Origin of the sequence: Streptomyces sp. 35G-GA-8 (assembly GCF_023534745.1) — a bacterium.
Classification (GTDB): Bacteria; Actinomycetota; Actinomycetes; order Streptomycetales; family Streptomycetaceae; genus Streptomyces.
In genome coordinates, this window is the sequence record NZ_JAMHJQ010000003.1 from 156,949 (window position 1) to 170,024 (window position 13,076).

Annotated in this window: 14 protein-coding genes; 9 read left to right on the plus strand and 5 right to left on the minus strand. The window is 71.0% G+C overall.

What is annotated here, in order from left to right; genetic code table 11:
* Positions 1–211: 211 nt before the first annotated feature.
* Positions 212–859, minus strand: coding sequence for an ATP-dependent Clp protease proteolytic subunit (locus M1203_RS07195; protein ID WP_249948676.1), 648 nt, complete (start codon positions 857–859; stop codon positions 212–214).
* A gap of 185 nt (positions 860–1,044) precedes the next feature.
* Here M1203_RS07195 and M1203_RS07200 point away from each other — a divergent pair, with 185 nt between their 5' ends.
* Positions 1,045–1,359, plus strand: coding sequence for a type II toxin-antitoxin system Phd/YefM family antitoxin (locus M1203_RS07200; protein ID WP_249948677.1), 315 nt, complete (start codon positions 1,045–1,047; stop codon positions 1,357–1,359).
* Positions 1,360–1,376: 17 nt separating this feature from the next.
* Here M1203_RS07200 and M1203_RS07205 read toward each other — a convergent pair whose 3' ends face one another.
* Entirely contained in the window at positions 1,377–2,381 is a 1,005-nt protein-coding gene (locus M1203_RS07205; protein ID WP_249948678.1) for an ABC transporter permease, read from the minus strand.
* A 110-nt stretch (positions 2,382–2,491) separates the two neighbouring features.
* Here M1203_RS07205 and M1203_RS07210 point away from each other — a divergent pair, with 110 nt between their 5' ends.
* From M1203_RS07210 to M1203_RS07245, 8 genes are all read left to right on the plus strand, one after another.
* On the plus strand, positions 2,492–3,112 hold the full coding sequence (locus M1203_RS07210) for a TetR/AcrR family transcriptional regulator (RefSeq protein ID WP_249948679.1): 621 nt from the start codon (positions 2,492–2,494) through the stop codon (positions 3,110–3,112).
* A gap of 136 nt (positions 3,113–3,248) precedes the next feature.
* Entirely contained in the window at positions 3,249–3,551 is a 303-nt protein-coding gene (locus M1203_RS07215; protein WP_249948680.1) for an urease subunit gamma, read from the plus strand.
* 16 nt (positions 3,552–3,567) lie between these two features.
* Positions 3,568–3,879 (plus strand): urease subunit beta, encoded by a 312-nt coding sequence (locus M1203_RS07220; RefSeq protein WP_129769228.1) that lies wholly within the window; start codon positions 3,568–3,570, stop codon positions 3,877–3,879.
* Positions 3,872–5,593 (plus strand): urease subunit alpha, encoded by a 1,722-nt coding sequence (locus M1203_RS07225; protein ID WP_249948681.1) that lies wholly within the window; start codon positions 3,872–3,874, stop codon positions 5,591–5,593. Before M1203_RS07220 ends, M1203_RS07225 begins: the two co-directional genes overlap by 8 nt.
* A complete protein-coding gene (locus M1203_RS07230) occupies positions 5,593–6,267 on the plus strand; it encodes an urease accessory protein UreF (protein WP_249948682.1) in 675 nt (224 codons plus the stop codon). Before M1203_RS07225 ends, M1203_RS07230 begins: the two co-directional genes overlap by 1 nt.
* 54 nt (positions 6,268–6,321) lie before the next feature.
* Positions 6,322–6,999, plus strand: coding sequence for an urease accessory protein UreG (ureG, locus tag M1203_RS07235; protein ID WP_249948683.1), 678 nt, complete (start codon positions 6,322–6,324; stop codon positions 6,997–6,999).
* Positions 6,996–7,757, plus strand: coding sequence for an urease accessory protein UreD (locus tag M1203_RS07240; RefSeq protein ID WP_249948684.1), 762 nt, complete (start codon positions 6,996–6,998; stop codon positions 7,755–7,757). Before ureG ends, M1203_RS07240 begins: the two co-directional genes overlap by 4 nt.
* A 141-nt stretch (positions 7,758–7,898) precedes the next feature.
* Entirely contained in the window at positions 7,899–9,476 is a 1,578-nt protein-coding gene (locus M1203_RS07245; protein ID WP_249948685.1) for an alpha/beta hydrolase, read from the plus strand.
* A 63-nt stretch (positions 9,477–9,539) separates the two neighbouring features.
* Here M1203_RS07245 and M1203_RS07250 read toward each other — a convergent pair whose 3' ends face one another.
* The 3 genes from M1203_RS07250 to M1203_RS07260 form a co-directional block, all read right to left on the minus strand.
* The gene (locus M1203_RS07250; RefSeq protein ID WP_249949066.1) at positions 9,540–10,571 is read right to left on the minus strand and encodes an NAD-dependent epimerase/dehydratase family protein; all 1,032 of its coding nucleotides are present in this window, start codon (positions 10,569–10,571) and stop codon (positions 9,540–9,542) included.
* A gap of 85 nt (positions 10,572–10,656) precedes the next feature.
* Positions 10,657–11,373, minus strand: coding sequence for a lysophospholipid acyltransferase family protein (locus M1203_RS07255; RefSeq protein ID WP_249948686.1), 717 nt, complete (start codon positions 11,371–11,373; stop codon positions 10,657–10,659).
* A gap of 231 nt (positions 11,374–11,604) precedes the next feature.
* Complete coding sequence (locus M1203_RS07260; protein ID WP_249948687.1) at positions 11,605–13,017, minus strand: hypothetical protein; 1,413 nt, start codon at positions 13,015–13,017, stop codon at positions 11,605–11,607.
* Between the last annotated feature and the right edge of the window lie 59 nt (positions 13,018–13,076).

Here is a 13,076-nt window from a genome sequence, read left to right on the forward strand (position 1 = left end):
CCGAAAGGGTGGCGAAGGGGTGTGTCGCGCCCCGGCGTGCGACCTGATGAGGCCCTTACCCGCACGGGAGTTGGGGAGCGCTTCACCGATCCGGCGCTCCGCGCAACTTGCGTCCCCTGATGCGTCCGGTCGGTTCATACGCCGAACGTGCGAGTCGTTCCCGTACGGGGGGCGTCCATACGGGAACGACTCGCCGCTCCGGCACCGGAGTTCATCGCCCGCCGAACGGGGAACGCGGCGTGTCGAGGGACGTCTTGCGGTTCTGTACGACGTGGTCGAGCAGCCCGTACGCCTTGGCGGCCGGCGCGTCGAAGATGGTGTCCCGCTCGATGTCCTCGGTGATCCGCTCCGTGCTCTGCCCGGTGTGCCGCGCCAGCATGGAGGTGAGCAGGGACCGCAGTCGGAGCATCTCCTTCGCGTGGATGGCCAGATCGGACGGCTGCCCCTGGACCGGCTCCTCGATGGCGGGCTGTTGGAGGACGAGCCGCGCGCCGGGCAGCGCCAACCGCTTGCCCGGCGCCCCGGCGGCCAGCAGTACGGCGGCCGTCGAGGCTGCCTGGCCGAGGCAGATGGTCTCCACGTCGCAGGTGACGATCTGCATCGTGTCGTAGATCGCCGACATGGCGCTGATCGACCCGCCGGGGGAATTGATGTAGAGCGAGATGTCCTGGTCGGGCGCGGCGTATTCGAGGTGGATGAACTGGGCGATCACATCGTTGGCCGCGGTGTCGTCGACCGGGGTGCCGAGGAAGATGATCCGCTCTTCGAGGAGCTTGGAGTACGGGTCGAGGGTGCGGGTCCCGTTGGACGTCCGCTCGGTGAACTCGGGCAGGACGTAGCGGGCTGACGGACGGTTCATGGCATGCCTCTCCTCGGACGCGGGCTCACGGCTCTCTGTGAAAAATGTACAGGACGTACAGAAAATGGAGACGCGTATGCCTGAAGAGGCACCCGGGTGCGGGGGAGTGCGGCGGTCGCGTACGGCCGTCGTCGGCCTCGGCCGATCGAACCCTCGCGATGCGGTGCCCTCTTAAGCTGGGGAGCATGGCCTACGAGATTCCGGTGACCCAAGCCCGGGCAGAGCTCGCCGATCTGATCAACCGCGTGGTCTACGGCGGTGAGCGCGTGGTGGTGACCCGGCACGGGAAGCCGCTGGTCGCGCTGGTCTCCGCCGCCGACCTGGAACGGCTCGAAAGCGAGCCGGACGCGGCCGAGGAGCAGGTGATCAGCTCGGTCTCGGCCATCCGGCCCGTACCGTCCGTTCCCGGTGAGCGGCGGCGGTTCGGGATCGCGGCGGAGCATCGGCCCGAGCACCATGGCCCGGACGGCGGTGACCGGCCTCCGGGCCATGGCGGGTGATGCCACCGCTCCGGGTCTCAGCCGGCCGGTGCGGGTTCGGTGTCGGCCCTGTTCGGCGCCGGGGCGGTCACCGGCCGTCGGCTCCGGCCGGTCACGAGCAGCGCGGCCACTCCGAGCGCGGCCCAGAGCGTGAGGGTGAGGAGCGGGGTCCCGGCGGCGGCCCCGTCGAAGAAGGCGACCGAGCGGAGCAGTGAGCCACCGGCGCCCGGCGGCAGCCACTGACCGAGCGGACCGGCGGGTTCCGGCAGCAGCTCGGGCGCGCTCGTCACCCCCGCGAAGGAGTTGCCGAGGAGCACCATCGTCAGACCCCCGAGGGCCAGGCCGGCCCGGCCGAGGAGCGCCGCGAGCCCGGCGATCCCCGCGCTGATGGCCAGGACGGTCAGCCCGATCGCCCCGGCCTCCGTCCACCAGTCACCGGTGAGCACCCCCAGCCAGCTGTGCGCCAGCGCGGTGGCGGTGATCCCCACCAGTGCCGAGGCGCCGATCAGGGTGATCGCCGCGCGTGTCCCGCGCAGTCCCAGCAGGGTCACGACCGCGCCGCCGCCGACCCCCGCCAGCGCCATCGGCAGGATGCTGGCCCCCAGCGCGCTCCCGCGCGGATCCGCGGGGGCCGCCGCGACGACATCGGTGACCGGTACCCGGGTGCCCGCCGGTGCCTGGGCCGTCACCGCCTCGGTGAGCAGCTGGGCCACCATCGGGCTCGCCGCCGTGGCCGTCAGCAGATGTGGCCCCTGCGGGGTGACGACGACGGCTCCGTATACGACCCGGTCCTCGATCGCCCGGCGGGCGGCGGCCTCGTCGGGGTAGCGATGCGGCGCGAAGGCCCCCTCGCGCTCCGCGAACCGCTGCGCCACCTGGTCCGCCGCGGCGGCCGGTCCTGCGATCCCCACCGGCAGGTCGCGTGGCGCGATCCGGGCGGCGGGCCAGGCGAAGGCCCAGAGCGCGACGGCCACCGCGACGGGTATCAGGATGATCACCGCGATCATGCGCCGGGGCGTCTGATCTCTTGCTGTGCCGGACATGCGGCTCCTCGGTCTGATCAAAAAGAAGGATCGTTCGTTCTGAGTACGGCGCCACTGTGCGGAAGGGGGCGGCGCTTGTCAAGAAGGAATGTTCGTTTTACCTTGACGGCATGGCTCGTGTATCCCAGGAACATCTCGACGCCCGCCGCCGCCAGATCCTCGACGGCGCGGCGCGCTGCTTCGCGCGCAATGGCTTCCACGCCACGTCGATGCAGGATGTCCTGCGCGAGGTCGATCTCTCCGCCGGCGCCGTCTACCGGTACTTCGGCGGCAAGGAGGAGCTGATCGCGGCGATCGTCACCGAAGCGCTCGACGACGTCCAGGGCTCGTTCGAGGAAGCGGCGCTCCAGCGGCCCCCCGAGCCCCCGGACGTGCTGATCGCCGGGGTGATGGAGCGGGTGCTCGCGGGGCGCGGCATGTGGCACGGCAAGGACGGCTTTGCCCGGCTCCTCATACAGGTGTGGACCGAGACGCTGCGCAACGACAAGCTCGCGGCGCTGATGCGGGAGGGCTACGGCAGGGTGCGCGAGGCGTGGATCAAGGTGGTCGAGGCGTACCAGGAGGCGGGTCTGATGCGCGCGGACATCCCCGCGTCCGATGTCGCACGGACCATGATCGCGGCGGCCCAGGGGTTCGCCGCGCAGCAGGCGCTCTTCGGTGAAGTGCCCATCGAGGTGCTGCGGAACGGGTTGCGTGGCCTGATGTCCATGGGTGAGCAAAAGATCAGTTAACGCGTTGGAAAAACTTCCGCCCTAACGTGCGATGCCTGGCCCCGAACACCCCGATGATAGTTCAACAGAGTGTTGAAGTTGGCTGAGGTTCCGCTGCGCCCGGCCGTCACCGGGCCGGAGACGATGAGGTGGAAGCGTGCAACTGACCCCGCACGAGCAGGAACGCCTGCTCATCCATGTGGCCGCGGACGTGGCGGCCAGGCGCAGGGAGCGCGGACTGCGGCTCAACCATCCCGAGGCGGTCGCCCTGATCACCTCGCACATCCTCGAAGGCGCCAGGGACGGCCGTACCGTCGCCGAACTCATGGCCTCGGGACGCGAGGTGCTCGGCCGGGACGATGTCATGGAAGGCATCCCCGAGATGATCCACGACGTCCAGGTGGAGGCCACCTTCCCGGACGGTACGAAGCTGGTCACCGTCCATGACCCGATCGTCTGACGGGGGAACGCGGCCGATGATTCCCGGAGAGATCCTGTACGCCGACGGTCCGATCGCACTCAACGAGGGCCGCGAGGTCACCGCGCTGACCGTACTCAACACCGCCGACCGGCCCGTCCAGGTCGGCTCCCACTATCACTTCGCCGAGGCCAACCCGGGGCTGGAGTTCGACCGGGCCGCCGCGCGCGGCAAGCGGCTGCACATCGCCGCCGGCACCGCCGTGCGCTTCGAACCCGGCATCCCCGTCGATGTCGTACTCGTACCCCTCACCGGTCTGCGCGTCGTGCCCGGCCTGCGGGGAGAGACCGGAGGTCCCCTCGATGACTGAGCTGTCCCGCGCCGGATACGCCGATCTGTTCGGTCCCACCACCGGCGACCGGATCCGGCTCGCCGACACCGATCTGCTCGTCGAGATCGAGGAGGACCGCTCCGGCGGGCCGGGACTCGCCGGGGACGAGGCGGTGTTCGGCGGCGGCAAGGTGATCCGCGAGTCGATGGGCCAGTCCCGTACCACCCGGGCCGAGGGCGCGCCCGACACCGTGATCACCGGCGCTCTGATCATCGACCACTGGGGCGTCGTCAAGGCCGACATCGGCATACGGGACGGCCGGATCACCGGAATCGGCAAGGCCGGCAACCCCGACACCATGGACGGCGTCCACCCCGAGCTGGTCATCGGGCCCGAGACCGAGGTCATCGCGGGCAACGGAAAGATCGTCACCGCCGGTGCGATCGACGCGCATGTCCACTTCATCTCGCCGACCGTCGTCGAACAGGCGCTGGTGAGCGGAGTCACCACGCTTGTGGGAGGCGGCACCGGACCGGCCGAGGGGACGAAGGCCACCACCGTCACCCCCGGAGCCTGGCATCTCGCGCGGATGTTCGAGGCGCTGGAGGCCTTTCCCGTCAATATCGGGCTGCTCGGCAAGGGCAACACGATGTCCCAGGACTCGATGCGCGCCCAACTGCGCGGCGGAGCACTGGGGTTCAAGATCCACGAGGACTGGGGCGCCACCCCCGCAGTGATCGACGCGTGTCTTCGGGTGTGCGAGGAGTCCGGGGCCCAACTCGCCATCCACACCGATACGTTGAACGAGGCGGGCTTCGTCGGCGACACGCTCGCCGCCATCGCGGGCCGCACCATTCACGCGTACCACACCGAGGGCGCGGGCGGCGGGCACGCCCCCGACATCATCACCGTGGTCGGCGAGCCGTACGTACTGCCCAGCTCCACCAACCCGACCCGGCCGCACACCGTCAACACCATCGAGGAACACCTCGACATGCTGATGGTCTGCCACCATCTCAACCCGGCCGTGCCCGAGGATCTCGCCTTCGCGGAGTCCCGGATCCGGCCCTCCACCATCGCGGCCGAGGACATCCTGCACGACCTGGGAGCTATCTCGATCATCTCCTCCGACGCCCAGGCCATGGGACGGGTCGGTGAGGTGATCACGCGCACCTGGCAGACCGCGCATGTGATGAAGAAGCGCCGCGGCGCACTGCCCGGCGATGGTCGCGCGGACAACCACCGTGTCCGACGCTATGTCGCCAAATACACCATCAACCCGGCGGTCGCGCAGGGACTCGACCGGGAGATCGGCTCCGTCGAGACCGGCAAACTCGCCGATCTAGTGCTCTGGGACCCGGCCTTCTTCGGTGTCAAGCCGCAGCTCGTCCTCAAGGGCGGACAGATCGCCTACGCGCAGATGGGCGACGCCAACGCCTCCATCCCCACCCCGCAACCGGTGCTGCCCCGGCCGATGTTCGGCGCGCTGGGCCGCGCCGCCGCGACGGGCTCGGTCAACTTCGTCGCGCGGGCGGCGATCGAGGACGGGCTGCCCGGACGTCTCGGCCTGGCGAAGAGGTTCGAGGCGATCGGCAACACCCGGGGGGTCACCAAGGCGGACATGCGGGAGAACGACGCACTGCCGCGCGTCGAGGTCGATGCCGACACCTTCACGGTCACCATCGACGGCGAGCCGGTGGAACCCGCGCCCGCCGCCGAACTCCCGCTGGCCCAGCGTTACTTCCTGTTCTGATGAACCGCGCCGCACTGCTCGTGCTCGCCGACGGCCGGTTCCCCGCGGGTGGCCACGCCCACTCCGGCGGGGCCGAACCGGCCGTCAGGGCGGGGCGGATCCATGACGCCCCCAGCCTGGCCGCGTTCTGCCGGGGCCGGCTGAACACCGTCGGACTGACCGCGGCGGCCCTCGCCGCCGCGGCGGCCGGGGGCCTCGACCCGCTGGAGCTCGACGAGGCCGCCGACGCCCGTACGCCCTCACCCGCGCTCCGGGCGACCGCGCGCAAGCTCGGCAGGCAACTGATGCGGGCCGCCCGCGCCACCTGGCCCAGCGGTGAACTGGACGCGCTCGCCGCCGCCCGGCCGCGCGGCGCGCACCAGCCGGTCGTCCTCGGTCTCACCGCCCGGTCCGCCGGGCTCGCCCCCGAGGACGCCGCGTACTGCGCGGGGTACGAAACGGTCAGCGGCCCCGCGACCGCGGCCGTACGGCTGCTGAGCCTCGACCCCTTCGAGGCCACCGCCGTCCTCGCCCGTCTCGCGCCCGAACTCGACCGGATCGCCGAGCGGGCCGCCGAGCTGGCGGCGCGGGCCGCGCGGGACGGTCTCGACGCGCTGCCCGCCGCTTCCGCCCCGCTGCTCGACATCACCGCGGAGGCGCATGCGGGGTGGCCGGTGCGGCTGTTCGCCTCGTGACGGACCAGACATCTCGCCTCCGCTTCCCGTACCGCCCCGAACAGGAGCCGCACCATGCATCTCGATCACAGCCACCCGGGCCCGGCCGCTGTCAGTGCCGACGCCCTGCGCCCCGACGGCAGGCGGCGCGCTCTGCGGGTCGGCCTCGGCGGGCCCGTCGGCTCGGGCAAGACCGCGACAGTCGCCGCGCTCTGCCGGGCGCTGCGTGAGCGGCTGTCGCTCGCCGTCGTCACCAACGACATCTACACCCGCGAGGACGCGGAGTTCCTGCTCCGTCACGCGGTGCTGCCTCCCGAGCGCATCCAGGCGGTCGAGACCGGCGCCTGCCCGCACACCGCGATCCGCGACGACATCTCCGCCAACCTGGAAGCCGTCGAGGATCTGGAGGACGCCGTCGGCCCGCTCGATCTGATTCTCGTCGAGTCCGGCGGCGACAATCTCACCGCGACGTTCTCCAAGGGCCTCGTGGACGCCCAGATCTTCGTCATCGACGTGGCGGGCGGCGACGACATCCCGCGCAAGGGCGGGCCCGGTGTCACCACCGCCGATCTGCTCGTGATCAACAAGACGGACCTCGCGCCGTACGTCGGCTCCGACCTCGGCAGGATGGCCCGCGACGCCAAGGAGCAGCGCGGCGAACTGCCCGTCGCCTTCACCTCGTTGACCGGTGCGGACGGGGTGCGGCCCATCGCGGACTGGGTGCTCGCGCGGCTCGCCGACTGGACCGCATGAGCGTCCACGCCACCGCCCGTATCGTCGCCACCCGGGCGGGACTGCCCGTACTGACCGGTGAGGGACCGCTGGCCCCGCGCCGCACCCGGGCCACCGGGGCGGGCGCCCGGGTCACCGTCGTCGGCGCCATGAGCGCACCGCTCGGCGGCGACCGGCTCGCGATCGAGGCCGAGGTACGGGACGGCGCGCGGCTCACCGTGGACGCGGCGGCGGCGACCGTCGCCCTGCCGGGGCGCACGGCCGAACCCGCCCACTACGACGTGCGGCTGACCGTGGGGGAGGGCGGTGAGCTGCACTGGCTTCCGGAGCAGCTCATCTCGGCGTACGGCAGCGATCTGCGGATGCGTACCCGCGTCGAACTCGCCGCCACCGCCCGGCTGGTGCTGCGCGACGAGCAGATCCTCGGCCGGCACGGCGAGGGGCCCGGCACGCTGCTGACCCGGCTCACCGTCCACCGCGCCGGACGCCCGCTGCTCGACCAGGAACTCGCCCACGGACCCGGCGCGGCCGGCGGCTGGGACGGCGGAGCGGTCCTCGGCGGCTATCCGGCCGTCGGTCAACTCCTGCTCGTGGCACCGGAGTTCGAGGAGAAGCCGAGGGCGCCGCGGCTGCTGGGCGACACCGCCGTACTCACCCCGCTCGCCGGACCCGGGGCGCTCGTCACGGCGGTCGCCCCGGACGCCCTGCGGCTGCGGCGGCTCCTGGACGAGGTGCTGCGCGACCACCTGAACCACGGATCCTTCGCCGCGTACCGCTGAGCGGGACAGCGCGTACCGGTTATTGGTTCGGTAAAGAAATGGCCGGGTGGCCTGTTCTCAGCGACCACACAGACGAAAGGATCCCGGGAACGAATCGAACGCGTTGCCGCAGGCGGCGCACCACTGAGGGGGAGGTTCCACTTGAGACGCACCGCAGTGCTCGGCTCGGCCGGCACGCTGCTCACGGGAACGCTCATAGCGGGCGCGATAGCCGCCCCGGCGGCCACCGCCGACGGCCGCCACCAGGGCGACCCGGCGGCGTACGGCGCCACGGTCGCCGCCGAGCGGGCCGCGAAGAAGGGCATCGACTGGCAGGACTGCCCGGCTGACTGGGCACTGGAAAAGCCCATCCAGTGCGGCTGGGTGAGCGTCCCGCTCGACTACGCGAAGCCCAACGGCCGGCAGATCAAGATCGCCGTCGACCGGATCGGCAACACCGGCACCCAGCAGGAGCGCCAGGGTTCCCTGGTCTACAACCCGGGCGGTCCCGGCGGCTCCGGCATGGCCTTCCCGCGCCGCGTCGTCACCAAGAACGCCATCTGGGCCGACGCCGCGAAGGCCTACGACTTCGTCGGGTTCGACCCGCGCGGAGTGGGCCACTCGACGCCCATCTCCTGCGTCGACCCGCAGGAGTTCGTCAAGGCGCCGAAGCTGGACCCCGTCCCCGACAGCGAGGCCGACAAGCGCGCACAGCGCAAGCTGGCCGCCGAGTACGCGGACGGCTGCCAGGAGCGCAGCGGCTGGATGCTGCCGCACATGACGACGCCCAACACCGCGCGCGACCTGGATGTCATCCGGGCGGCGCTCGGCGACAAGAAGCTCAACTACGTCGGCGTCTCGTACGGCACCTACCTCGGCGCGGTCTACGGCACGCTCTTCCCGTCGCATGTGCGCCGCATGGTCGTCGACAGTGTGGTCAACCCGTCGAAGGAGAAGATCTGGTACCAGGCCAACCTGGACCAGGACGTCGCCTTCGAAACCCGCTTCCAGGACTGGATGGCGTGGGTCGCCAAGAACGACGCGTCCTTCCACATCGGGACCACCGTCGCCCAGGTCGAGAAGCAGTGGGAGACCCTTCGCGCCACCGCGAAGAAGAACCCCATCGGCGGCGTGGTGGGACCGGCCGAACTGCTCAGCCTGTTCCAGAGCGCTCCGTACTACGACTCCAGCTGGGTCCCCGTCGCCTCGGTCTGGAGCAAGTACCTCGCCGGTGACACGCAGGCGCTGATCGACGCGGCCGCCCCCGACATGACGGACACGGTGGGCAACGCCAAGTCCGAGAACGGCAACGCGGTCTACACCGCCGTCGAGTGCGCCGACGCCAAGTGGCCGACGAGCTGGCGGCAGTGGGACCGGGACAACACCCGGCTCCACCGCGACCACCCGTTCCTCACCTGGTCCAACGCCTGGATGAACCTGCCGTGCGCCACCTGGGGCAGCAAGCAGGGGACCCCGGTGGAGGTCAAGACCGGCAAGGGGCTGCCGCCGGTGCTGATCACGCAGTCCACGCGGGACGCCGCCACGCCGTACGCGGGCGCCGTCGAGCTGCACAAGCGCTTCAAGGGATCGCGTCTGATCACCGAGCGCGACGCCGGTTCGCACGGCATCACCAATGTGCTGAACCCGTGCATCAACGACCGGGTGGAGGCCTATCTGCTGACGGGGGCGCTGGACAGCGCCGATGTGACGTGCGCTCCGCACGCCACGCCCAAGCCGTAGGACCCGGGGCATGAGGACGGGGGTGACCGGTACGCCGGTCGCCCCCGTCCACCGTTTCAGGCCCTAGCCGGCCGTCCGGTCGTACCGCGCCAGCCAGGCGTCCTCCGCCGCGTAGTCGAAGAGCCCGTCCCGGCCATAGTTCTGGACCATCTTGGGGAACGCGTCCGTCCAGTCCCGGCCGCGCAGACGCTCGGTGAGCCAGTCGACGGTCCCGGGCAGGGACTCGGCGTAGTCCGTGACCGGCCGGTACCCCAACTCCCGCTCCGCGGCGGCCATGTCGTAGACCACGGGATGCTCCAGCGTCCAGGGGGTGTCGCCGACACCGTCCACCGGCGCCCCCTCCGCGAGTACCGTCTCGGTCTCGCGGTCCAGCACCTTGTCGATCGCCGCGCCGATCTCCGCGACGGTCGGGGCCCCGGGGTCGGCGGCGTTGAGCACCCGGGAGCCGGGGCGCGCCGCCGCCAGCCTGATCAGCTCGGCGAGGTTGCCGACATGGACCGGATGGAAGCGGCTCCGGCCGCCGTACGCCAGTACGCGCCGACGGCGGCCGTCCAGCAGCCGTTTGACGAAGTACAGCTCACGCGGGGTGCGGCAGTAGGGGCCGTGGATCGCGCCCGCCCGCAGCAGCGTCACCGGCAGGGTGTCGCCCGCCGCCAGCAACTCGCGCTCCAGCAGCACCTTTCGCGTACTGTACGTCGCCTCGCCGGGCGCCACGGTCCGCTGAGTCTCCGGTATCGGCACCGGATAGCGCGGGCCGCCGTCGGGCCTGTCCTGGGTGTCGAAGCCCCGGCCCCGATCGTCCTCGTACACCGAGCCACTGGAGATGACGACCGCCGAGCCGATCCGGCCGGCGAGCCCGGTCAGCTGGCGGGCGTGGGTCCGCCCGAACGCGACCAGGTCCACGACCACATCGCAGCCGTCGCCGATCACCGCGGCCAGCGCCGCGTCATCCTCACGGTCCAGCCGTACCGCGCGTACCTCCCGCGGCCACCGCTCGTCCCGGCCACCGCCGCGCGAGGCCGCCCGCACCTCCCAGCCGTCCTCGGCGAGCGCCCGCACGGCGACCCGCCCTGTCTGTCCCGTCGCACCGATCACCACTACGTTTCCCCTGGTCATACGGGGACGTTAGAGGTGCGGGAAGCCGCACGGCCAGGGGCGTTCACCGGTGGCGATTCCGCTCTCAGCGGCGCAGCCTCGGGAATTTCCTGGCCGCCTCCGCGTTCGCCAGCTCCGCCTTCACCTCGGCCGCGTAACGGTCGACGTACTCCTGCCCGGAGAGCCCGAGGATCGCGTACATGATCTCGTCGGTGACCGCACGGACCGCCGCCTTCTCGTTCTCCAGACCCGCGTAGCGCGCGAACTCCAGCGGTTCACCGAACCGGATCGTCACCCGCTTGATCCGCGGCACGACCTGGCCGGGCGGCTGGATCTCGAACGTACCGACCATGGCGCACGGCACCACCGGCACGCCCGCCCTGATCGCCATCACGGCGACTCCGACCTTGCCCTTGTAGAGCCGGCCGTCGTGCGAGCGGGTGCCCTCCGGATAGATCCCCAGCAACTCGTCCTTGGCCAGCACCCCGAGCCCTTCCCGGATCGCCGCCTGCCCGGCCTCCTTCCCCGACCGGTCCACCGGGATCTGCCCGGCGCCGCGGAAGAAGAAGGCCGTCAGCCGCCCCTTCAGCCCGGGGCCGGTGAAGTACTCGGCCTTGGCGAGAAAAGTGATGCGCCGCTTGAGAATGGCCGGCATCAGAAAGTGATCGGAGAACGACAGATGGTTGCCCGCGATGATCGCGGCACCGTCGGCGGGTATGTGCTCAAGGCCCTCGATACGGGGCCGGAACAGCAGCCGCAACAGGGGCCCCAGCAGCACATATTTCAGCACGTAATAGAACACGGTATGCGCTCCTCACTGGCCCGGCCGGCCACAGGACGGCGTTGTCCCAGGTCAACAGGGGGATTCCGGCGGACGCAAGTGTATGTGCAGGCGTAGCCGGTTGGAACTGTCGGCGGGCGGTGGAGGAGTCACCGGGAGAGGGCGCGGCGATCGTGCGGAGATGATGCCGGTGCGGCCGGGCCCCGTGTGGGCCCGACCGCACCGGGAGGGCGCTTCAGTGCCGGATGCCGGTCACGCGCCCCAGCGCAGCGCGATGGTGTCGCCCGCGTTGATGACCTTGCCCCGGGTCGCCGCGGCGAAGGCCGATCCGTCGGTACTGACCTGCCAGGTATTGGCGCCGTTGTTGGCCTTGCCGTTGAGCGCGGTGACCGTGCCCGTGCCGGACGACGGCGTCACGGCCGTCACGCAGCCCGCCGGGGTGCCCGCGCCGACCGCCGCGTCCAGCACGGCTCCCAGCGTGGTCGTGGTCGCGGTCGGGGTGAGGGAGACGGAGCAGACCTTCATGTTCCCGGCGCCGTCGTCCACGGTCAGGGCGAGCTTCGCCGCCGTGCCTGCGGTGAAGGTGCTCTGCGCGACCCACTGGGGCGCGCCGCTGGTGACCGGGGTCGGGGGAGTGGCGGTGAAGCCGCCGCCCGCCACGGCACGCAGCCCGTCGATGGAGGCGTAGGCGGACGGCACAGTGTCACTCGGCAGATATTTGAAGCCCCCGCCGGGGTTGAACTGCTGGGCGATGAGGAAATCCACCGGGGTCTTGCCCGCGGAGGTGAGGAAGTCCCCGGTCTGCGGATTGATGCCACAGGCGTTCAGACCGGAGACGGCCCAGCCGTTGGAGTCCGTGTTGACGCCGAACATGGCGTTGAAGGCACCGCTGTTCGCGATCAGCTTGCTCTTGAGGAACGCCTTGGCCTGGGCGATGTCCGTATCGGTGTTCGGTACGCCGGAGACACAGAGGGCGGCCATCGCGGCCCCTGTCATATCGATGTCGCTCACGGCGCCGAGCTGATCCGGATTGCCCTCGGCCTTGCTGAAGTTCCAGCCTCCGTCGTTGTGCTGGTTGGCCCGGATACGGGTGATCAGCGAGTCCCGCAGGGACTGGGGTATGCGCTGAGCGCCCGCCTGTGTCCTGGCCCCGCCGAGGGCGAGTGCGGCGAAGACGGTGCCGTTGAAATTGGCGGACGGGCCGAAGTAGCCGGGTTCGGCGTTCTGCCAGTAGCCGTAGATGTCGGCGATCAGGTTGCGGGAGGCGGAGACGCGGGCCGGGTCGATACCCGCGGCGTAGGCGTTGAGGGTCGCACGCTCGTAGTCGGTGACCACCGGCGACGCGGACGGCCAGCTCGCGGTGGACAGGAGGCTGCGATAGACGGTTCTCGCGTTCTTCGTCGTATCCCCACCCGGCGTGACATCGACGGCCGCCGTGCCGGCGGCGGCGAGCGCGCTGAACGCCCACTCGTTCGACAGTCCCGAGCCGGCGTATGAACCGTCGGCGCCCTGGAGGGATTTGAGGTAGGCGACGCCATTGGTTTTCGAGGTCGCGATCTGCGCGGGGGTGGAGGTGGCCGCCGAGGGGAGCACGGTCAGACAGAACGCGCCAATGGCGGCGGACGCCGTGAACGCCAGACGGCGGGAGGACGAAGGACGGGGCATGGCCTGCTCCTGGGAATGAGGGGCGCCGACCGGACCTGTGTCCTCTCCACGCGGGGAAG